Origin of the sequence: Kitasatospora sp. NPDC059408, assembly GCF_042751525.1 — a bacterium.
Classification (GTDB): domain Bacteria; phylum Actinomycetota; class Actinomycetes; order Streptomycetales; family Streptomycetaceae; genus Kitasatospora.
Window position 1 is genome coordinate 1 of record NZ_JBHYWI010000002.1, and the last position, 22,517, is coordinate 22,517.

The 22,517-nt window shown below is 71.9% G+C and carries 14 protein-coding genes; 10 read left to right on the forward strand and 4 right to left on the reverse strand.

Annotated elements, in window-relative coordinates; genetic code table 11:
• Positions 1–43 precede the first annotated feature (43 nt).
• The 4 genes from yicI to ACFXDE_RS02585 form a co-directional block, all read right to left on the reverse strand.
• A complete protein-coding gene (gene yicI / locus ACFXDE_RS02570) occupies positions 44–2,326 on the reverse strand; it encodes an alpha-xylosidase (protein ID WP_380490118.1) in 2,283 nt (760 codons plus the stop codon).
• A complete protein-coding gene (locus ACFXDE_RS02575; protein ID WP_380490121.1) occupies positions 2,323–3,723 on the reverse strand; it encodes a GH1 family beta-glucosidase in 1,401 nt (466 codons plus the stop codon). The genes yicI and ACFXDE_RS02575 overlap by 4 nt, the downstream gene beginning before the upstream one ends.
• Before the next feature lie 2 nt (positions 3,724–3,725).
• Positions 3,726–4,709, reverse strand: coding sequence for an acetylxylan esterase (locus ACFXDE_RS02580; RefSeq protein WP_380490123.1), 984 nt, complete (start codon positions 4,707–4,709; stop codon positions 3,726–3,728).
• A gap of 197 nt (positions 4,710–4,906) precedes the next feature.
• Entirely contained in the window at positions 4,907–7,813 is a 2,907-nt protein-coding gene (locus ACFXDE_RS02585) for a glycoside hydrolase family 3 C-terminal domain-containing protein (protein WP_380490125.1), read from the reverse strand.
• A 173-nt stretch (positions 7,814–7,986) separates the two neighbouring features.
• On the opposite strand from ACFXDE_RS02585, the gene ACFXDE_RS02590 reads away from it, so the two are divergent.
• From ACFXDE_RS02590 to ACFXDE_RS02635, 10 genes are all read left to right on the forward strand, one after another.
• Positions 7,987–9,657: a twin-arginine translocation signal domain-containing protein gene (locus ACFXDE_RS02590; protein ID WP_380490127.1), complete on the forward strand. Its 1,671-nt coding sequence runs from the start codon at positions 7,987–7,989 to the stop codon at positions 9,655–9,657.
• A complete protein-coding gene (locus ACFXDE_RS02595; RefSeq protein WP_380490129.1) occupies positions 9,612–10,601 on the forward strand; it encodes an ABC transporter permease in 990 nt (329 codons plus the stop codon). Before ACFXDE_RS02590 ends, ACFXDE_RS02595 begins: the two co-directional genes overlap by 46 nt.
• Positions 10,598–11,575 carry a carbohydrate ABC transporter permease gene (locus tag ACFXDE_RS02600; protein ID WP_380438096.1) on the forward strand — a complete coding sequence of 326 codons (978 nt, stop codon included), beginning with the start codon at positions 10,598–10,600 and terminating at the stop codon, positions 11,573–11,575. The genes ACFXDE_RS02595 and ACFXDE_RS02600 overlap by 4 nt, the downstream gene beginning before the upstream one ends.
• An 89-nt stretch (positions 11,576–11,664) precedes the next feature.
• Entirely contained in the window at positions 11,665–12,693 is a 1,029-nt protein-coding gene (locus ACFXDE_RS02605) for a LacI family DNA-binding transcriptional regulator (protein WP_380438094.1), read from the forward strand.
• A 26-nt stretch (positions 12,694–12,719) separates the two neighbouring features.
• On the forward strand, positions 12,720–14,705 hold the full coding sequence (locus ACFXDE_RS02610) for a beta-galactosidase (RefSeq protein ID WP_380490131.1): 1,986 nt from the start codon (positions 12,720–12,722) through the stop codon (positions 14,703–14,705).
• 93 nt (positions 14,706–14,798) lie between these two features.
• Positions 14,799–14,930 (forward strand): hypothetical protein, encoded by a 132-nt coding sequence (locus ACFXDE_RS02615; protein WP_380438090.1) that lies wholly within the window; start codon positions 14,799–14,801, stop codon positions 14,928–14,930.
• Positions 14,931–15,099: 169 nt separating this feature from the next.
• Positions 15,100–16,869, forward strand: coding sequence for a cellulose binding domain-containing protein (locus ACFXDE_RS02620; RefSeq protein ID WP_380490133.1), 1,770 nt, complete (start codon positions 15,100–15,102; stop codon positions 16,867–16,869).
• 109 nt (positions 16,870–16,978) lie between these two features.
• Positions 16,979–18,487, forward strand: a complete 1,509-nt coding sequence (locus ACFXDE_RS02625) for a glycoside hydrolase family 43 protein (RefSeq protein WP_380490135.1) — start codon at positions 16,979–16,981, stop codon at positions 18,485–18,487.
• Positions 18,488–18,540: 53 nt separating this feature from the next.
• Positions 18,541–20,289, forward strand: coding sequence for a cellulase family glycosylhydrolase (locus ACFXDE_RS02630; protein WP_380490137.1), 1,749 nt, complete (start codon positions 18,541–18,543; stop codon positions 20,287–20,289).
• 70 nt (positions 20,290–20,359) lie between these two features.
• Positions 20,360–22,459 carry a beta-galactosidase gene (locus ACFXDE_RS02635; RefSeq protein WP_380490139.1) on the forward strand — a complete coding sequence of 700 codons (2,100 nt, stop codon included), beginning with the start codon at positions 20,360–20,362 and terminating at the stop codon, positions 22,457–22,459.
• The last annotated feature ends 58 nt before the right edge of the window (positions 22,460–22,517 follow it).

The following is a 22,517-nucleotide window of genomic DNA, read 5'->3' on the forward strand; positions in this document are numbered from 1 at the left end:
CCACGGTGCGGTGGCGTGCGGGACCTCGCGTCGGGGGCCGGCCTCAGGCCGGGTAGGGCAGGTCGGCTTCCCGGGTGCCTGCCGGGCCGATGTGCAGGGCACCGTCCGGGCCGCCGATCCGCAGCTGCCACGGGTGCGGGCTGTCGGTGGTCACCTTGAGGCGGTCGCCGGTGCGGCGCAGGTGGAAGCGGGCGGTCTCGCCGGGGCCGTCGCTGCGCGGGATCACGACGGTGCGCTCGGCGCCGTCCGCGAAGGCGTGGACCCGCAGTTCGACGCCTTCCGCCCAGGCGGACACCGGGCGCTGGTCGTCCGCCGCGAGCGGGATGACGGAGTCCGGTCGGGCGAGCAGCGGCAGGGTGTGGAAGCCGTGCTGCTCGCGCACCCAGCGCGGGCCGGTGACCTGATCGCCGGTCAGGACGTTGGTCCAGGTCCCCTCGGGCACGTAGTACTCGACCGTCCCGTCCTCGGTGAAGACCGGGGCGACGAGCAGGTCGTCGCCGAGCAGGTACTGCCGGTCGAGCGTGCCGACGGCCGGGTCGTCCGGGAACTCCAGCACCATCGCCCGCATCACGGGGACGCCGGTGGCGTGGGCCTGCTGCGCCGCGCGCTGGAGGTAGGGCGCGAGCCGGTGCTTGAGCAGGGTGAACTCGCGGGTGACCTCGACGGCCTCCTCGCCGAAGTCCCACGGCACCCGGTAGGACTTGCTGCCGTGCAGGCGGCTGTGCGAGGAGAGCAGGCCGAACTGCGTCCAGCGCTTGAAGACGGCGGGGGTGGGGGTGCCCTCGAAGCCGCCGATGTCGTGGCTCCAGAAGCCGAAGCCGGACAGGCCGAGGGAGAGGCCCCCGCGCAGCGACTCCGCCATGGCGTTGAAGTGCGATTCGCAGTCGCCGCCCCAGTGCACCGGGTACTGCTGGCCGCCGGCGGTGGCGGAACGGGCGAACAGCAGCGCCTCGCCCTCCCCGCGCTCCTCCCGGAGCAGCTCGAACACCGCCTGGTTGTACAGGTGGGTGTAGTAGTTGTGCATCCGCTCCGGGTCGGAACCGTCGTGCCAGACCACGTCGGTGGGGATGCGCTCGCCGAAGTCCGTCTTGAAGCAGTCCACGCCGACGTCCAGCAGGGTGCGCAGCTTGCCGGTGTACCACTCGCGGGCGGCGGGGTTGGTGAAGTCCACCAGGGCCATGCCCGGCTGCCACAGGTCCCACTGCCAGACGCTGCCGTCCGGGCGCCGCACGAGGTGGCCCTCGCGCATGCCTTCGGCGAACAGCTCCGACTTCTGCGCGATGTACGGGTTGATCCAGGCGGAGATGCGCAGCCCCTGCTGCTTGAGCCGGGCCAGCATGCCGGCCGGGTCCGGGAAGGTGTCCGGGTCCCACACGAAGTCGCACCACTGGTACTCGCGCATCCAGAAGCAGTCGAGGTGGAAGACGCTCAGCGGGATGCCGCGCTCGGCCATGCCGCCGACGAAGCGGTTGACGGTGGCCTCGTCGTACTCGGTGGTGAAGGAGGTGGTCAGCCACAGGCCCAGTGCCCAGGCCGGGGGCAGCGCGGGGCGGCCGGTGAGCGCGGTGTAGCGCTCCAGGATCCGCTTGGGGGTCGGGCCGTGGACGACGAAGTACTCCAGCGACTGGTCCTCGACGCTGAACTGGACCTGCCCGACGGACTCGGAGCCGACCTCGTAGCCGACCCTGCCGGGGTGGTTGACGAACACCCCGTAGCCCCGGTTGGTGAGGTGGAACGGGACGTTCTTGTAGGCCTGTTCGCTGCTGGTGCCGCCGTCCGCCTGCCAGATGTCCACCACCTGGCCGTTGCGGACGAACGGGGTGAACCGCTCCCCCAGGCCGTAGACCAGCTCGCCGACGCCCAGGGCGAGTTGTCCGAGCATGTGGTGGCGGCCGTCGGCGTCGGTGACGAAGCCGGTGCCGCGCTCGCCCACCGAGGTCAGGACCCGCCCGCCGGCGGTGAACTCCAGCTGCCACGGCTTGGAGGTGTCCACCCGCAGTGTCAGTTCGCCGGCGCAGAGCTCCACGACGTCGCCGTCCCGGCGCACCTTCCCGCTGCCCTGTTCGGCGCCGGGCAGCGCGAACTCCGGCCCGCGCCGCACCGAGCCGGCGTGGTGGGTGGTGCGCACGCCGATCACGCCCTCGGCCGGGGACCAGCACTCGACGGTCAGCAGCGGGCTGTTGAGCGTGTCACCGCGGCCGCGCACGTGTTTGACGGGCGCGTAGAGGGTCATCCGGTCCTCGCCGGTCCGGACGTCGGCGACCTCGGTGGCGTAGCGCGCGGTGACGCCCGGGCGCATCAGCCAGTAGCCGTCGGTGAACTTCATCGGGCGGTTTCCTCCGTCCGCGCGCGGTGCGCGGTGATCAGGCCCCGGTACCAGTGGTAGCTGTCCTTGGGCGTGCGGGTGAGGGTGTCGTAGTCGACGCGGACCAGGCCGAAGCGTTGCTCGTAGCCGCGGGCCCACTCGAAGTTGTCCAGCAGCGACCAGACGTAGTAACCGCGCACGTCGACCCCGGACGCGATGGCGTCGGCGACGGCGGCGAGGTGGCCGGCCAGGTAGTCGGTCCGCTCCGGGTCGTGGACGCTGCCGTCGGGGGTGATGCGGTCGGCCTCGGCGGAGCCGTTCTCGGTGATCCAGAGCGGCGGGAGCCGCGGGTAGCGGGCGTGGAGCCCGGTGAGCAGTTCGGTGAACGCGGACGGGACGACGGGCCAGCCCATGGTGGTGAGCCGGGTGCCGTACGGGTTCGGTTCGGTGACGCCGATGTCCGTGGCGGTGCGCAGTTCGGGGTCGGCCTCGTGGTGCGGGGCGGCCGCGACGGTGACCGGCCGGTAGAAGTTGATGCCGACGAAGTCCAGTGGCGCGCCGATCGGTTCGAGGTCGCCGGGCCGTCGCCACGGGCCGTCCGCGAGTCCTTCCCAGGTCTCGGCCTCGTGTGCGGGGTAGCGCCCGGCGAACAGCGGCTCGGTCCAGACCTCGTTGTGCAGGACCTCGGCGCGGCGCAGCGCGGCGAGGTCCCCGGGCCGGTCGGAGGCGGGGTGGAGGCGGTCGAGGTTGAGCGCGATCCCGACCTCCCGGGCTCCCGCCGCGCGGAGCGCCCGGACGGCGAGCCCGTGCCCGACGAGGAGGTGGTGGGCGGCCGCCAGTGCCCCGCGGCCCTCCCGGGCGCCGGGGGCGTGCCGGCCCTCGGCGTAGCCGACGAAGGCGGAGCAGAACGGCTCGTTGAGGGTGATCCAGCGCTCGACCCGGTCGCCGTACCGGTCGGCGGCGAGGGCCGCGTACTCGGCGAACGCCTCGGCCGTCTCCCGGACGCGCCAGCCGCCCCGGTCCTCCAGGGCCTGCGGCAGGTCCCAGTGGTAGAGGGTGGCGGCGGGCGCGATCCCGGCGGCGAGCAGTTCGTCGATCAGGCGGTCGTAGAAGTCCAGGCCCTTCGGGTTGGCCGGGCCGGTGCCGCCCGGGACGAGGCGGGGCCAGGCGATCGAGAAACGGTAGCCGTCGACGCCGAGCTCCCGGAGCAGGGCGACGTCCTCGGGGTAGCGGTGGTAGTGGTCGCAGGCGGTGTCGCCGGTGGCGCCGCCGAGGGTGCGCCCGGGGGTGTGGCTGTAGGTGTCCCAGATGGACGGGCCGCGGCCGTCCTCGTCGTGGGCGCCCTCGATCTGGTAGGCGGCGGTGGCGGCACCGAACCGGAATCCGGCGGGCAGGTCCGGGAAGGCCGGGATGTTCACGTTCACAGCTCCGGCCCGAGGCCGCGCGCGTGCAGCCAGGCGAGCTGGGCGGGCGGGTTGGAGCCGCAGCCTCCGCTGTGGTCGGCGAACGGCCACACCGTCATCGTGCGGTCCTCGCCCGCGTAGCGGTTGAACGCGGCGTAGACCGTCGAGGGCGGGCAGACCGGGTCCATCAGGCCGACGCTGAACAGGGCCGGGGCAGTGGCCCGCCGGGCGAAGTGGACGCCGTCGAAGTAGTCGAGGGTGGCGAGGGCAGGGTCCACGCGGTGCCGGCTGTGCCAGCGCAGGTACTTGACGATCTCGGGGTACGGCCCCTCGCCGGCGATCTGGACGGCGTGGCGGAAGTGGCACAGGAACGGGACGTCCGGCATCACCGCCGCCACGGCGTCCCCGGTGAGCCCGGCGACGGCGATGGACAGGCCGCCGCCCTGGCTGCCGCCGGTCAGCACGATCCGGTCGGTGTCGAGACCGGGCAGCTGCGCGACGGCGTCGACGGCGCGCACGCAGTCGGTGATCAGCCGCCGGTAGTAGTAGTTCTCGGGGGAGTCGATGCCCTTGGTCATGAAGCCTTCGACCCACTGGGTGCCGTCGCCCATGCCCCGGTCGGGGGTGTCGTGGCCCTGGCCCCGGCTGTCGACGACGAGTTGGGCGTAGCCCGCGGAGGGCCAGAACAGGTGCTCGGTGGGCAGCCCGCGGCCGGAGCAGTAGCCGAGGTAGGTGACGACGACGGGCAGCGGCCCGTCCACGCCGCGCGGGCGCAGCAGCCAGGCGGCCACCGGCTCGCCGTTCCAGCCGGGGAACCGCACGTCGTCGACCTCGACGGTGCGCAGGGAGTACTGCGCGGTGACGCGTTCGGCCTTGACCGCCCCGCCGTGCGAACGGGCCTCGGCGAGGGTCTGCCGCCAGAACTCGTCGAAGTTCTCCGGGTCGGTCAACTCGGGCCGGTACCGGACGAGTTCGTCGAGTCCGAAGTCGGTGAGCGGCATGGGGGAATCCTCCGGGTGGTGCGATGACGAGCCGGCGTGGTGGGGCGTGAGCAGCGACATGGGAGCCGCCTCCGGGCGGCGGGTGGGTGGAACGGAGCGGAAGCGGCGCCGGACGGGCCTCGCCGCTTCGGGTCCTGGACGGAGATGGTGGGCGGCCCGTTCCCCCAACGGGCCGCCGGTCTGTGGGGCGGGAGGCGTCAGCCGGCCGCGGCGAAGCGGAACGCGGCGAGCCGGAAGTCGCCGTGCAGGGTCAGGATCACGTCCTGCACGCCGTCGAGCGGGGCGGCGAGTTCGGCGGTGACCGTCGTCCAGGCGTAGCGGTCGCCGGTGACGGGCACGTCGATCCCGGCCAGCAGGTGCCCGCCGGCCCGGACCTCCAGCCGGGCAGCTCCGTCCTCGCCGTGCTCGCGGGCCGTCTCGGCCTCGATCCGGACGGCCCCCGTCACGTCGCAGGCGCGGAACAGGAGCGCCGCGGGCTGCCCGGGGGCGGTGGGGGTGACGGCGTCGCCGTCGGCGCGGGTGGCGTCGACGATGGTGACGTCCGTGTGGTCGTCGAAGTCGACGGCCCGGACGGTCCGCTCGACGACGGCGCGGGGGGCGGGCGCCGTCCCGGTCACGGTGAGCGGCGTGACGAGGACCGGGTGCTCGGCGGAGCGCGCCACGACGACCTCGTAGTCGCCGGGGTCGACGGCGAAGGCGCCCGTGGCGACGTCCCAGTGGGCGAACCGCTCGGCCGGCAGCCGGAACGTCAGCTCGCGGCTCTCCCCCGGCTCCAGCCGCACCTTGCGGAAGTCGGCGAGGCGCACCCGGGGCGCCTCGTAGCGGGCGTCCAGGGCCCGGACGTAGACCTGGACCACGTCGCCGCCGGAGCGTCGGCCGCGGTTCTCCAGGGTGACCGTGAGGTCGACCTCGCCGTCCGGGCCGATCGACGGCTGCGACAGGCGCGGGTCGCGGTAGGCGATGTCGGTGTAGGACAGCCCGTGGCCGAAGGGGTAGAGGGTGGCGCCCTGGTGGTACTGGTAGGTCCACCCGGCCTTGATGATGTCGTAGTCGAGCGGGGCGGGCAGCGGGTCGTCGCCGCGGTACCAGGTCTGCGGCAGGCGGCCGGCGGGCTCGGCCTCGCCGAGCAGCACGGCGGTCAGCGCGTGGCCTGTCTCCTGCCCGCCGTGGGAGGTCCACACCACGGCGGGCAGGTGCTCGTCGGCCCAGTCGGCGGCGAACGGGTAGCTGCTCATCAGCACCAGTGCCGTCTCCGGGCGGGCTTCGGCGACGACGCGCAGCAGCACCTCCTGGCCCTCGGGCAGGTCGATGTCGGCACGGTCCTCCGTCTCGCGGCCGTTGACCATCGGGTGGTTGCCGAGGACGACGAGCGCCGTGTCGGCCGCCGCGGCGGCTTCGCGGGCCTCGGCGAGGCCGTCGCGCAGGAGTTCCCGCTGCCAGCGCTCGGCGGTCTCCGGGGTCTCGGCGGTGACGGTCACCCGGCCGTCGATCGGGTCCACGGCGGCGTAGCGGCCGGTGAACACGTTGTACAGCAGCACGGTGTCCTCGCCGGCCGGGCCGACCGGTTCGAGCCGGAAGGTCTCCTGGACGAACCAGGCCTTGATCACCTCCAGGTCGGCGGCGAGGGCGGCGTCCTCCTTGACGGTCAGGAAGCGGCCGGTGTCGGCGGCGCGCAGCGTGAGGGCGCCGCCGCCCCAGTCGGTGACGTCGAAGGAGGTCTTGCCGAGGAGGTCGCCGGTGGTGCGCGAGCGCAGGGCGATCCGGTCGGAGCCGTCCACGTGGACCACCTCGCCGCCGTGCGGGGCGAGGGCCGCGCCGAGGCCGGTGGCGAGGCCGACCTGGTACGGCATGGTGCCGCTGTACCAGTCCTCGAAGAGCGCGTCGGCGAGCGGGCCGATGACGGCGATCTTGGGCGTGCGGGCGGGGTCGATCGGCAGGAGGCCGTCGTTCTTGAGCAGGACGACGGATTCGGTCGCGGCCTGCCGGGCCAGCTCGCGGTGGTCGGCGCAGTCGATCACGTCGGCGCCGGTGGTGGCGTAGGGGTCGAGCTCGGGGTCGAACTCCCCGACACGGAAGCGGAGTTCCAGCTGCCGGCGGACGGCGCGGTCCACGTCGGCCTGGTCGATCAGGCCGCGTTCCAGCGCCTCGCGCAGCCGGCCGACCACGGTCGCGCTGTCCTGGCCGTGGTCGGTGAAGCTGTCGATGCCGGCCTTGAGCGCCGCCGCGTGGGACACCGCGTGGTCCTCGAAGTAGTGCTCCGGGTCGACCAGGTTGGACGGCGCCTCGGCGTCGCTCACCACGAACAGGTCGGGGCCGGCCGGCCCGGCCCAGCGGCGCAGCTCCGTCTCGATCAGCGGACTGACGTGGCACGGACGGCCGTTGACCAGGTTGTAGGCGGCCATGGCACCGGTCGCGACGCCGGCCTGGACGACGGGCCGGAAGGCGGCGAGGTCGTACTCCTGGAGCACGCGCGGGCGCACCCCGGAGGAGGTGGTGCAGCGGTCGTCCTCGTTGTTGTAGGCGAGGAAGTGCTTGAGCACCGGGGCCGCCCGCAGGTAGGTCGGGTCGTCGCCGGCGAGGCCCCGGCAGAACGCCTCGCCGATGCGCGCGGTGTGCACCGGGTCCTCGGAGTAGCCCTCCTCGTTGCGGCCCCAGCGCGGGTCGCGCAGCAGGTTGAGCACCGGGGCCCAGGCCTGGAGGGAGTTCGGTCCGTCCTCGGCCGTGCCGATCATCGGCGGGCGGTGGTAGTGGAAGGCCCGCAGCTCGGTGGAGACCGCCTCGGCGACCCGGCGCACCAGGTCCTCGTCCCAGGTGGCGCCGAGGCCGACGGCCTGCGGGAAGACCGTCGCCACGCCCAGCCACGAGACGCCGTGCAGACCCTCGGCGCCGGTGCGGAAGGGGCCGACCCCGAGGCGCGGCACGGCCGGCGCGTACTGGTGCAGCATCGCGAGCCGCTCGTCGGGCGTGAGCCGGCCGAGCAGGTCGTCGACACGCTTGCGCAGGGCGAGCGCGGGATTGCGGAAAGCGGGCAGGCCGGCTGCGGCTGCGGGCACGGAACTCACGTGGAATACCCCTCGGGCGGGCTGGGCTCGGTGGTCGTTCATCGAAGCGCTTCGACGCTGGCACGCTCCGGGAGCGCTGTCAACTCCCCAGGACACAAACGATTTTGCATTTGTTCAGCCTCTTGCCGAACCGGTAACGCGTCGTTAGTCTCGCCGAAACATCCAAGCGCTTCGACGCTTCGACGGAGAGGGGCCACGCCACCATGAGATCCGGGTTGAACCGTAGGAGCTTCCTGACCGGCGCCGCCGCGGTCGCGGGAGCCGCCGCGATGGCGCCCCTGCTGTCCGCTTGCAGCGGAGGGAGCTCGGGCAAGAAGGCCGGCGTCAACACCAAGGAGGGCCTGAAGGCGGCCCTGCCGACCTACGTGCCGAACGGCAGCGCCGTGAAGCCGGACATAGCCTCCGTGCAGGGCGGCGCCGACGCCGCGACCGATCCCGCCTACCTCTCCTACCCCGCGTCCCCGCCCACCAGCGTCTCCGGCATTCCCGGCAAGGGCGGCAGCTACACGGCCGTCACGCCGCTGTGGGGCACCAACCCGCCGGTCGACAACTCCTTCTACCAGGCGATGAACAAGGCCCTCGGGGTCCAGCTCACGATCAAGCCGGCTGACGGGAACAACTACAACACCATCGTCCCGACCATGACGGCCGCCAAGAAGCTGCCCGACTGGATCACCCTGCCGACCTGGTGGAACCCCAACTTCAACACCGGCGAGCTGGCCGGCACCCAGATCGCGGACTTGACTCCGTACCTGGCCGGCGACAAGATCAAGAAGTACCCGAACCTGGCCGCCCTCCCCACCGGCGCCTGGCAGGTCGGGGCCTGGGGCGACAGGATCTACGGGATCCCGACCTTCTCCAGCAACTTCTCCATCGCGGGGATGGTCTACCACCGCCGGGACGTCCTCGAAGCCCGCGGCATCACTCCCGACCAGGTGAAGTCCGCCGACGACCTGATGAACCTCGGCAAGGAGCTGACCGACGCCAAGCGGGGCGTGTGGGCCTTCGACGACGTGTGGACCTACATGTACACGGCCTTCGGCGCTCCCCTGAAGTGGAAGGTCGACAACGGCAAGCTGGTCCACCTCTTCGAGACCCAGGAGTTCCTGGAGGCCCTCGACTGGCACAACCGGCTCGCGACCAACGGCTACATGCACCCCGACGCGATGGCCGGCGACGACAAGGGCACCCAGCGCTTCTACAGCGGAAAGGTGCTCATCCAGGGCGGCGGAACGGGCGGCTGGAACCTGAGCGACTCCCAGTCGGGCGTCGCCGCGGACCCGAACTACCGGCGCGGCGCCCTCAACGTCTTCAGCGCCGACGGCAAGGGCACGCCCGTGCTCTACATGGGCTCCGCCACCGGCATCGTCAGCTACCTCAACGCCGACCTGAAGCCCGAGCAGATCGAGGAACTGCTCTCCGTCGCGAACTACCTCGCCTCGCCCTACGGCACGGCCGAGTTCACCCTGATCAACTACGGCGTCGAGGGTGTCCACCACAGCCGGGTCAACGGGTCGCCGACCTTCACGGACGAGGGCAAGAAGGACGTCCAGCCGACGACCTACGCGTTCCTGGCCAGTCCCCTCGCCGTGATCAGCAACCCCGGCGCCGACCAGGTCACCAAGGACTACGCCGCCTGGCAGGCCGCCAACGTCAAGGCCCTCACCAAGCCGCTCTTCTGGGGCGTGAACTACAGCATGCCGCAGGCCGTCGCCGCGGCCGAGGCCGCGCAGAGCGTCAACGACACCATCAAGGACTGCTACCGCGGCAAGAAGAAGGTCTCCGACGTCCAGGACGTCGTCGCCAGCTGGCGCTCCGGCCCCGGGGACCGGCTCAAGAAATGGATGACCGAGAACGTCCTCAACAAGTACGGCACGGGCCAGTGAGCACCGCACAGCAGGAGCGCCCCGCCAGGCCGGCGCGGCTCAACTGGCGGACCAGGCTGCGGCGGGACAAGTCCCTCCTGCTGATGACGGTCCCCGCCGTCGTCCTGCTCCTGGTGTTCAACTACGCGCCGCTGTTCGGCATCGTCACCGCCTTCCAGGAGTACGACCCGCTGGTCGGGGTCTGGCACAGCGACTGGGTCGGGTTCGACCAGTTCCAGCAGCTGTTCGGCGACCCGGCGTTCTGGGCCTCGATGAAGAACACGCTGTACCTCAGCTTCGTCCAGCTGATCCTCTTCTTCCCGATCCCCATCGCCCTGGCCCTGCTGCTCAACTCGGTGATCAGCGAGCGGATCCGCAACTTCTTCCAGTCCGTGGTCTACCTGCCGCACTTCTTCTCCTGGGTGCTGGCGGTCACGATCTTCCAGCAGATGCTCGGCGGCGCCGGCGTGCTCAACCAGTTCCTGCGCCAGCACGACATCGGCACCTGGGACATCATGACCAACCCGCACACCTTCGCGCTGCTGGTCACCTCCCAGGCGATCTGGAAGGAGGCGGGCTGGGGGATCATCGTCTTCCTCGCGGCGCTGAGCGCGATCAACAGCGAGCTGTACGAGGCCGCGGCCGCCGACGGCGCCGGGCGGCTGCGGCGGATGTGGCACATCACGCTGCCGGGCCTGCGCGGGGTGATCGTGCTCATGCTGGTCCTGCGGCTCGGCAACGCCCTGTCCGTCGGGTTCGAGCAGTTCCTGATCCAGCGCGACGCCGTCGGCCACGACGCCGCGGACGTCCTGGACACCTTCTCCTTCTACTACGGCATCGCCACCGGCGGCTACAGCTACGGCGCGGCGGCCGGGCTCTTCAAGAGCGTGGTCTCGCTGCTGCTCATCTGGGGTGCCAACAAGCTGGCGCACGCCTTCGGCGAGGACGGGCTGTACCGCAAATGACGAACGCACTCACCACCATGGGTTCGCGGGGCGAGAAGCGCCGCACCGCGGCAGCAGCCGCCCGGCGCCGGGCCCGCTCGGCCCGCCCGCCGTGGGACGAGCCGCCGACCACCGTCGGCCAGGCCGCCAAGGGCCTCACGCTCGGCGGGATGCTCGCCGTCATCCTGGTCCCGCTCTGGATCATCGTGCTGACCAGCTTCTCCACCCCCGGGGCCGTCAACCGGGCCGGCGGACTGGTGATCTGGCCGGACGGCCTGACCACCGAGACGTACCGCCAGATGCTCGGCGACCCGACGGTCGTCACCGCCCTGATGGTGAGCCTCGGCATCACGGTGGTCGGCACCGCGGTGTCCATGGCCGTCTCGATCCTGTGCGCCTACGGCCTCTCCCGGCCCCGCTCGCTCGGCCACCGCTTCGTCCTGATGCTGCTGATCATCACGATGTTCGTCGGCGGCGGCCTGATCCCGAGCTTCCTGGTGGTCACCGGACTCGGCGGCTACGACCAGTGGTGGGCGCTGATCCTGCCGAGCGCGGTCTCCGTGTTCAACATCCTGGTGCTGCGGGCCTTCTACCAGGAGACCTCCGGCGAACTCATCGACGCGGCCCGGATGGACGGCGCCGGGGACTGGCGCATCCTGTGGTCCGTCGTCCTGCCCACCTCACGTGCCGTCACCGCCGTCACCGCGCTCTTCTACGCCGTGGGCTACTGGAACTCGTTCTTCAACGTCATGCTCTACATGCCGACCGACAGTCAGAAGTGGCCCCTCCAATACGTGTTGCTCACCTACGTCAACCGGGGCATCGGCATCCCGGGCTCCGTCAACGCCGGCTTCGGGAGCACCCACGCGCAGACCGCACCGCTGTCCCTGCAGATGGCGGTCGTCGTCCTCACCCTGGTACCACTGGTGATCGTGTACCCGTTCGTGCAGAAGCACCTGCGCACCGGTGTCCTCACCGGAGCGATCAAGGGCTGAGCCGTCCGCACCGGTCCGGCGCGCCCCGCCGGACCGGAAACGGACCGGGAACGCGCCCCTACCGGAACCGACACGAAGGAAGCAGAGCGATGGTGACACTCGCCGATGTGGCCAGGCACGCCGGCGTCTCGTCCAGCACGGTCAGCTACGCCCTCAGCGGCAAGCGGCCGATCTCCGACGAGACCCGGACCCGCGTCGAACGGGCCATCACGGACCTCGGCTACCACCCCAACGCGGGTGCCCGGGCCCTGGCCGGCAAGCGCTCGCACATCATCGCCCTGGTGGTGCCGCTCCGCCCCGAGGTGCACGTGCCCACGATGATGGAGATCGCCATCGCGGTCACCGTGGCGGCCCGCGAACACGGCTACGACGTCCTGCTGCTCACCAACGACGAAGGGCCCGAAGGGGTCCGCCGGGTCGCCGCCACCGGGCTCGCCGACGGGGTCATCCTCATGGACGTCCGGCTCGACGACGACCGGATCCCGGTCCTGCGGGCCGAGGAGATCCCGGCCGCCCTCATCGGCCTGCCCGACGACCCGGCCGGACTCTCCTGCGTCGACCACGACTTCGCCACCGCCGGCGCCCTGTGCGCCGACCACCTCGCCGACCTCGGCCACCGCGACATCGCCTTCATCGGCTACAGCAGCGGCGTCTACCGGCGGCACGCCGGGTACGCCGAGCGCACCCTGAACGGCTTCCGCGCCCGTGCCGAACGGCGCGGCCTGCGCTTCCTCCACCGGCCCTGCGAAGGCACCTACGAGAGCACCGCGGGCACCTTGGCCCGCATCCTCGCGGACCGCCCGGACACCACCGGGTTCGTCGTGCAGAACGAGGCCGCGATCGGCCCGCTGCTCAGCCTGCTGCGCGCCAGCGGGCGGACCGTGCCCGAGGACGCCTCCGTCATCGCCATCTGCCCCGACGCGCTGGCCGAGCAGCACGCACCCCGGCTCACCTCCGTGACCAGTCCGAAGAAGGACCTCGGGCAGGTCGCCGTCGAACAGGTCATGGCGAGGATCACCGCGTCCGCCGCGGGCGACGAGGCGAAGGACCAACTCCTCCTGATGCCGCCGGAACTGGTGGTCCGCGAAAGCACCGCACCGGCTCCGCACCGCACTTGACCCCCCTACCGAAGGAACATCTCCCCATGGACATCCGCCGGCTCACCGACCGCCTCGGCGGCCTCGCCTTCGGCGGGGACTACAGCCCCGAGCAGTGGGACGCCGAGGTGTGGAAGCAGGACGACGAGCTGATGCGCCACGCGCGCGTCAACCTCGCCACCGTCGGCGTCTTCTCCTGGGCCCTGATGGAGCCCGAAGAGGGCCGCTACGACTTCGGCTGGCTCGACGGCCACCTCGACCGGCTGCACGCGGCCGGCGTCGCCGTCGACCTGGCCACCCCCACCGCCGGGCCGCCGCCGTGGTTCAGCCTGGCCCACCCGGACGCCCTGCCCGTCGGCCCCGACGGCACCCGGCTGACCCACGGCAGCCGCGACACCTACTGCGTCGCCGCCCCCGCCTACCGCCGGGCCGCCCGCCGCATCGCCGACGCCCTCGCCGAACGCTACGGCGACCACCCGGCCCTCGCCCTGTGGCACGTGCACAACGAGTACGTGTCCCTGTGCCACTGCGACCACGCCGGCGCCGCGTTCCGGGTCTGGCTGCGCGCCCGCCACGGCTCCCTCGACGCCCTCAACGAGGCCTGGGGGACGGCCTTCTGGAGCCAGCGCTACACCTCGTGGGAGCAGATCCTGCCGCCCCGCCAGAGCCAGTGGCACCGCAACCCCGGCCAGGCCCTGGACTACAGCCGCTTCTGGTCCGACGAGGCCCTCGCCGCCTACCGCGAGCAGCGCGACGCGATCCGCGCCCACAGCGACCGGCCGGTGACGACCAATCTCATGCTGCCCAGGTACCAGAACCTCGACCTGTGGGCGTTCGGCCGCGAGGTCGACCTGGTCTCCGTCAACCACTACCCCACCGGGCCCGGCGTCGAGGCCGCCGCCCACGCCGCCTTCGACGCCGACCGGGCCCGCTCCCTCGCCGGCGGCGCCCCCTGGCTGCTGATGGAATCGGGCACCAACACCGTCTACGCCGGCGACCGCGTCCTCCCCAAGGAGCCGGGCGACATCCTGCGCAACTCGCTCGCCCACGTCGCCCGCGGCTCGGAGGGCGCGCTGTTCTTCCAGTGGCGCCAGTCCCGGGCCGGCGCCGAGCAGTGGCACTCCTCGATGGTCCCGCACGCCGGGCCCGACAGCCGCACGTTCCGCGAGGTGACGGCGCTCGGCGAGCACCTCGCCCGGCTCGGCGAGCTCGCCGGCTCCACCGTCCGGGCCGAGGTCGCCGTGCTGCACGACTCCGACGCCTGGTGGGCGATGCAGGTCGACGGACTCCCGTCCGGCGAGCTCGAGTACTACCCCGCGCTGCGCCGCGCCCACCGGGCGCTGTGGGACGCCGGACTGACGGTCGACTTCGCCCACCCCGAGCACGACCTGAGCCGCTACCGGGTCGTCCTCGCCCCGGCCCTGTTCCTGCTCACCGACGCGGGCGCCGAGAACCTGCGCCGGTACGTCGCCGACGGCGGCACCCTGCTCCTCCAGCACTTCGGCGCCGCCGTCGACGAGCACCTGCACGCCCGGCTCGGCGGCTACCCGGCCGCACCGCTGCGCGAGGCGCTGGGCATCCGGGTCGAGGAGTACCGCCCGCTGGCGCAGGGCGAGGAGCTCGCGCTCTCCGACGGCTCGACGGGCTCCTCCTGGAGCGAGTCCCTGCGCACCGAGGGCGCCGAGGCCGTCGCCGCCTACACCCACGGCATGCTGACCGGCGGCCCGGCGCTCACCCGGCACACCTTCGGATCCGGCCACGGCTGGTACCTCTCCACCCGCCTCGACGACGCCGGCTACGCCACCCTGGTGGGGCGGCTGCTCACGGAGGCGGGCGTCACCCCGGACCTGCCCGGCCTGCCGGCCGGCGTCGAGGCCGTCACCCGCCACGCGCCGGACGGCCGGAGCTGGCACCTGCTGCTCAACCACAGCGCCGAGGCCGTACCGCTCCCCCAGCCGGCCCACGACCTGCTCACGGGCGCCACCCTGAGCCGGGTGCCCGCCGGCGGCTGCGCGGTCCTGCGCGCGTTGTGAGCGCTCACTTCACGCAGTTGTGAGCGCTCACCCTCCCCCTCCCTCCGCACGACCGAGGAAGGCCACCTGCTCGGCACCGACGTCCGCACCGAGGTGCTCTACCCGGCCTCCAGCCGGGCCACCGCCGCCTGGCACCCGGACCGGGCCGAACTCACCGTGACCCTGCCGACGGCACCGTCCGCCGTCCTGCTGCGCCTCACCAGGAGGGCCGCCGAAGGGAGTTGACCATGCACCGGGCGACCGCGCGCTCCCCACCGCGCCGGTCCGCATCCGTACGGAACACGCTTCGCGTCCGGGCCCGATCACACGCAGCCGCGCCGGGTCCGCCGTCCAGATCGCGGGAGTTCGATCCCCCACCCGAACACCACGTACCCCCACCACCCTGGAGGGACGCATGAACTGGTCAGCACAAACATGTCGTGATCGCGTCATCGCCGCCGCCGCGGCCCTGTCGCTCGCGGTCACCGGCGCGATCGCCGCCGTCGCGCCGCCCGCCCACGCCGCGAGCTCCGTGTCGGTGTCCGTCGACGCCGCCCTGCAGCTCGCCACCATCCCCGCCACCGGCGTCGGCATCAACACCGCCGTCTTCGACGCCACCATGAACGACTCCGCCACCCCCGGCCTGCTCCGCACCGCCGGCATGGGCGCCGTCCGCTACCCCGGCGGCAGCCACTCCGACGTCTACCACTGGCAGACCGGCACCGCCTCGGGCGGCGCGTACGTCGCCCCGAACACCGGCTTCGACGCCTTCATGGGCACCATGCACGCCGCCGGAACGCAGCCGATCATCACCGTGAACTACGGCTCCGGCGCGCCCCAGGAGGCCGCCGACTGGGTCAAGTACGCCAACGTCACCAAGGGCTACGGCATCACGTACTGGGAGGTCGGCAACGAGGTCTACGGCAACGGGGAGTACAGCAACGGCAGCGGCTGGGAGTACGACACCCACAGCAGCAAGAGCGCCACGACCTACGCGACCAACCTGGTCCAGTACGTCTCGGCGATGAAAGCGGCCGACCCGAACATCAAGATCGGCGCCGTGCTCACCACCCCCGGCGGCTGGCCGGACGGCGTCGTCGGCCCGGGCGACAGCATGGACTGGAACCACACGGTCCTGTCGATCGCCGGCTCCAGGGTCGACTTCGTGATCGTTCACACCTACCCCAGCGGAGCCAGCCCGGCCGACCTGCTCACCAAGCCGCAGGCCCTGATCCCGAACATCGCCGGCACCGTGCGCTCGCTGATCAACCAGTACGCCGGGACCAACGCCCCCAACGTCGGCATCGCGGTGACCGAGGCGAACACCACCACCTACCGGGACACCTCCCCGAACGGGCTGTTCGCGCCGGACACGTACCTCACCTGGATGGAGAACGGCGCGTTCAACGTCGACTGGTGGGCCCTCCACAACGGCGTCGACTGCACCGACCTGAGCCAGGTCGAGGGCGCCACCGAGTACAACGACTACGGCATGGTCTCCAGCGGCGCGAGCTGCGAGCCGCCCCTCAACACCCCCTTCCCCGCCTACTACGGCACCCAGATGATCAGCAGGCTCGGAGCGCCCGGCGACACCCTGGTCAAGGCCGCCGGCTCGTCCTCGCTGCTCTCCGCGCACGCCGTGCGCCGCGCCAACGGCGACGTGGCCGTCATGCTGATCAACAAGGACCCGAACAACGCGGCCACCGTGAACCTCTCGTACACCGGGTTCACCGCCTCCTCCGACACCCCGACCGTCTACTCCTACCTCAAGAACGGCAACTCGATCGGAACGGCGCAGAGCGGCAGCCCGACCACCCAGACCGTGCCCGCCTACGGCATCACGGTCGTGCAGATGCACCCGACCAGCGCGAGCTGCCGGGTCGTCTACAACAGGAACGAGTGGCCGGGCGGCGTGATCGGCACCGTCACCGTCGTCAACAACGGGCTCGGCCAGGTCAACGGCTGGGACCTCGGCTTCAACTTCGCCGGCGACACGGCGATCACCAGCAGCTGGAACGCCTCGGTGAAGCAGAGCGGCCCCAGCGTCAACGCCGGGAACACCTCCTTCAACGCCGCCATCCCGCAGGGCGGAAGCGCCCAGTGGGGCTTCAAGGCCACCTGGTCCGGCAGCGACGCGAACCCGACCGCCTTCTGGCTCAACGGCGCGACCTGCGCCATCGGCTAGCCCCGAACCGGTGGCGCCCCGGCCCCGACTTTCTCTAGGGCCCAGGGCCCGGGGCGCCACCCCCTCCCCCGAGCGTGAACCACCTCCTCACGAATCAGGAACCGACCACGTGTCAGACCAGCCCCAGCCCACCGGCACCGCGTCCAACCCGGTGATCCCCGGCTTCCACCCCGACCCCAGCGTCTGCCGCGTGGGCGACGACTACTACCTCGTCTGCTCCAGCTTCGAGTACTTCCCCGGCATCCCCGTCTTCCACAGCCGCGACCTGGTGAACTGGACCCAGATCGGCAACGCCCTGGACCGGCCGAGCCAGCTGCACCTTGCGCCCGAGGTGCCGTCCTCGGCCGGGATCTACGCGCCGACCCTGCGCCACCACGACGGCCGCTTCTGGCTCATCGTCACCATCGTCGGCGGCGGCGGCAACGTGATCGTCACCGCCACCGACCCGGCCGGCCCGTGGTCCGACCCGGTCCCGGCGCCCGGGGTGCCCGGCATCGACCCGGACCTCGCCTGGGACGAGGACGGCACCTGCTGGTGCACCGTCGCCGGCGTCTCCCAGGTGCGTCTCGACCCGACGACCGGCGAGACCTTCGGCGAGCCGCGGCGGATCTGGTCCGGCACCGGCGGCAAGGCCCCCGAGGCGCCGCACCTCTACCGGATCGGCGCGTACTGGTACCTGCTCATCGCCGAGGGCGGCACCGAACGCGGCCACGGTGTGTCGATCGCCCGCGGCTCCACGCCCACCGGCCCGTTCGAGCCGTGCCCGGACAACCCGGTCCTCACGCACCGCAGCACCGACCGGCCGATCCAGAACACCGGCCACGCGGACCTGGTCCAGGCCCCCGACGGCTCCTGGTGGATGGTGCTGCTCGGCGTCCGGCCGCGTGGCGGCACCCCCGGCTGGCACGTGCTCGGCCGGGAGACCTTCCTCGCTCCGGTCGAGTGGGTCGACGGCTGGCCGGCCGTCGGCCCGCTCACCACCGAACTCCCCGCCCCCGCCTGGCCGCTGTACCCCGCTGCCGCCGTACCGTCCCGGGACGACTTCGAGCAGGCCGAACTGCACCCCCAGTGGATCTCCGTACGCGAGCGCCCGGAGCAGCTCTGCACCACGAAGGAACGATCCGGCTGGCTGACCCTCCGGGCCGCCGGCGCCTCCCTCGACGAGAACGACGCGGTGTTCGTCGGCCGCCGCCAGCAGCACCTCGTCTGCCGGGCCCGCACCCTGATCGACCCGGCCGACGGCCGCGGCGGCCTGGCCGTCCGGCTGGACGAGGAGCACCACTACGAGATCGAGGCGGCCGACGGCCGGGTGGCCGTGATCGCCCGGATCGGATCCGTGCGCGCCGAGGTCGCCTCCCGCCCGGTGCCGGCCGGCCCGGTGGTGCTCGGCGTCGACATCGACCCGCTGACCCCGCGCGACGCGCGCGGCGGTCCGGACACCCTCTCCTTCGGCATCGAGGACGCGGACGGCACCTTCACCGCGCTCGCCACGCTCGAAGGCCGGTACCTGTCCACCGAGGTGGCCGGCGGCTTCACCGGCCGGGTCATCGGCATGTACGCCGCGGCGGGCACCGTCCACTTCGACCGGTTCGACTACGAGCCCCAACCGTCATCATGACCGGCCGTCAGCACCACCACACCACCCCCACCACTCACGAGAGAGATCACGCCATGAACGTCTCCCAGCGCAGCGCCCGGCCGCACGGCCGCCGCCTCGGCCGGTCGGCCGCCCTCCTGGTGGCTCTGCTCACCACGACCAGCGTGGCCGGCGGCACCGCCTTCGCCGACCAGGACCACCAGGGTGACCAGTCGGCATCGCTCTTCCGGCCGGCCCCCCGGGACCCGATGGCCGCCGTGGCCGCCATGCAGCCCAGCTGGAACCTGGGCAACACCCTGGACGCCATCCCCGACGAGACCTCCTGGGGCAACCCGCTCACCACCAAGGCCCTCTTCGACCACCTGCGGTCCCAGGGCTTCCGCAGCGTCCGGATCCCGGTCACCTGGTACACCCACCAGTCCGCCACCGCCCCCTACACCATCGACGCGACCTACCTGGCCCGGGTGAAGCAGGTGATCGACCTCGCGCTCGCAGACGGCCTCTACGTCGAGATGAACGTCCACCACGACTCGTGGAAGTGGATCGCCGACATCTCCACCGACCACGACAACGTGATGGCCCGGTTCAACTCGACCTGGCAGCAGATCGCCGCCGCGTTCAAGGACGAGCCGCGCAAGCTGCTCATGGAGAGCGTCAACGAGCCGCAGTTCAACAACGCGACCGACGCCCAGAAGACCACGTACATGAACGAGCTCAACACCTCGTTCTTCACCATCGTGCGCAACTCGGGCGGCGGCAACAAGGACCGTCTGCTCGTCCTGCCCACCCAGGGCTGCACCCCGTCCCAGCCCCTGATGGACGACCTGAACGCGGAGATCGCCTCCCTGCACGACCGCAACCTGGTCGCCACCGTGCACTACTACGGCTACTACCCGTTCAGCGTGAACATCGCGGGCGGCACCAGCTTCGACGCGAAGACCCAGAAGATGCAGGCCGACACCTTCGCCCTGATGCACAGCGAGTTCGTCAGCAAGGGCATACCGGTCTACCTGGGCGAGTACGGACTGCTCAGCGAGCCCAACTCCAACACCGTCGAGCAGGGCGAGCTGCTGAAGTACTACGAGGACGTCAACTACCAGGCCCGGCTCAACGGCGTCACCAGCGCCCTCTGGGACGACGGCAACTACCTCGACCGCACCGCCCTGAAGTGGCGCGAGCCCGACCTGATGGCCCTGGTCAAGACGTCCTGGACCACCCGCTCGGGCACGGCCTCCACCGACAACGTCTTCGTGCCGAAGTCCGGCCCGATCCCGGCACAGACCATCACGCTCAACCGCAACGGGCAGTGGTTCGCCGGACTGTGGCAGGGCGACATGCCGCTGATCCCCTACCTCGACTACACCCTGAACGGCGACCAGCTGACGCTGACCTCCGACGCGCTCACCCGGCTGGCCGGCGACCGCGCCTACGGCGTCAACTCGACCCTCCAGGTCCAGTACTCGCAGGGCGAGCCCTGGCAGCTCCACGTGATCTCCTTCGACAAGCCGGTGGTGTCCGCCGCGACCGGGACCAGCACCGCGCTCACCATCCCCACCCGGTTCAACGGTGACCAACTCGCGACCATGGAGGCCAAGTACGCCGACGGCACCAACGCCGGCTCGTCGAGCTGGACCGCGTTCCAGGCGTTCAACACGGCCTTCGCGCCGGACTACGCGGGCAACGCCCTGGTCCTCAAGCCGGACTTCCTCAACGCGCTCAAGGACGGCACGCCGGCGACGCTCACCTTCCACTTCTGGAGCGGCGCCACCGTCGGCTACCAGGTGACCAGGTCCGGCACCACGGTGACGGGCACCGCCTCCTGACCCCGGTCCCTCCCGCCCCGGCTGCCGCCTCCCGCCGGCCGGGGCCTCTTCACGTTTCCGAGGTGCACCCATGTTCCCGCTGCCCCCGCGCGTGCTGTTCGGCGCCGCCTACTACCACGAGTACCAGCCGTACGAACGGCTCAAGGAAGACCTCGACCTGATGGCCGGGGCGAAGTTCACCGTCATCCGGGTCGGCGAGTCCGTCTGGTCGACCTGGGAGCCGGAGAACGGCCGGTTCGAGCTCGACTGGCTGACCCCCGTCCTCGACGGCGCCCACGAGCGCGGCATCGCGGTCGTCCTCGGCACCCCCACCTACGCCGTGCCGCCGTGGCTGGCCCGGCAGTACCCCGAGATCGCCGGCGACCGGGCGACGGGGCAGCGCATGGGCTGGGGCGCCCGCCAGGAGGCCGACTTCTCCCACCCCGCCTTCCGCTACCACGCCGAACGCGTCACCCGGGCGATCCTCGGCCGCCACGCCGCGCACCCCGCCGTCATCGGCTTCCAGGTCGACAACGAACCCGGCCTCCGGCTGCCCCACAACCACGGCGTCTTCCAGCGGTTCGTCGACCACCTGCGCCACACCTACGGCGACGTGGAGACCCTCAACCGGGAATGGGGCCTGGTCTACTGGTCGCACCGGCTCTCCACCTGGGCCGACCTGTGGCACCCCGACGGCAACCAGCAGCCGCAGTACGACGTCGCCTGGCGGGCGTTCCAGGCCCGCCAGACCACCGAGTTCATCGCCTGGCAGGCCGCGATCACCCGCGAGTACGCCCGCCCCGACCAGTTCGTCACCACCTGCCTCGCCTACAACCACCCCGCGATGGAGGACGACGAGATCACCGACGCCCTGGACGTCACCGCGGGGAACCCGTACTACGACATGCAGGACGCCCTCGCACTGCCCGACACCACGCCCGACGACCACGAGCAGTGGTGGAAGACCACCGGCGTGTGGGCCCTGTACCAGAGCGCCGACCGGATCTTCTCCTCGCGCCAGGAACCGTTCCTCGTCACCGAGACCAACGCCCAGGCCATCAGCGGCACTTCGGAGAACCGGCCGGCCTTCGACGGCCAGTGGCGCCAGGCCGCCTGGGCACTCGTCTCGCGCGGTGCGCGGATGATCGAGTACTGGCACTGGCACACCCTGCACTTCGGCGCCGAGACGTACTGGGGCGGGATCCTGCCGCACAGCGGCAAGCCCGGCCGGATCTACGCCGAACTCGCCCGGCTCGGAGCCGAGTTCGAGACCGCGGGGCCGCTGGTCGCCGGGATCGAGCCCGATGCCGACATCGCGATGGTCTACTCGATGCCCAGCAAATGGCTCATGCAGAAGTACCCGCCGCTGGCGCGGACGAACGGCGATCCGGATCCGGCCTCCTACCACCGCATCTTCGACCCCTTCTACCGCGGCGCGTTCGAGGCCGGCCGCCAGGTGCGGATCCTGCACGCCCGACAGCTCCACGACGGCCTCGCACCCGCCGAGGCCGCGCGACGCCACCCCGTGCTGATCGTCCCCGGGCTCTACCTCGCCGAGGACTCCCTGCTCGACCGGCTCGCCGCCTACGCCGAGGCCGGCGGCCACCTCGTCCTCGGCCCCCGCACCGGCTACGCCGACCACGAGGCCCGGGCCCGCCACGAGACCGCCCCGCCGCGCCTCACGGCCGCCGCCGGCGTCCGGTACGACGAATTCAGCAACCTGACCTCGGGCCTCCCGCTGCGCACCGCCCCGGGCAGTCCGCTGGAGCTACCGGCGGGCGCCACCGCCACCCGCTGGGTGGAGGGCCTCACGGCCACCGACGCCACGGTGCTGGCCGGCTACGAGCACCCCCACTTCGGCCGCTGGCCCGCCGTCACCACCCGCCGCCACGGCGAGGGCCGGGTCACCTGCGTGGGCACCGTGCCCGGCCGCGACCTCGCCCGGGAGCTGGCCGCCTGGCTGGCTCCGGTTCCCGCGAGCGGCTGGCGGGACCTGCCGGCCTCCGTCACCGCGACGACCGGAACCTCCCCGGACGGACGCCGCGTCCACGTGGTCCACAACTGGAGCTGGCAGCCCGCCGACGTCCGGGCGCCCGTCGAGCTGACCGACGTCCTGGACGGCACCGCGGTGGCGTCCGGAGGGTCGGTCTCCCTGAACGCCTGGGACGTGCGGGTGTTCGTCGCCCGCTGACTGCTGAAAAAAAGGGGGCGGTGGGCTCCGCCGAGCCCACCGCCCCCGTTCACCACCC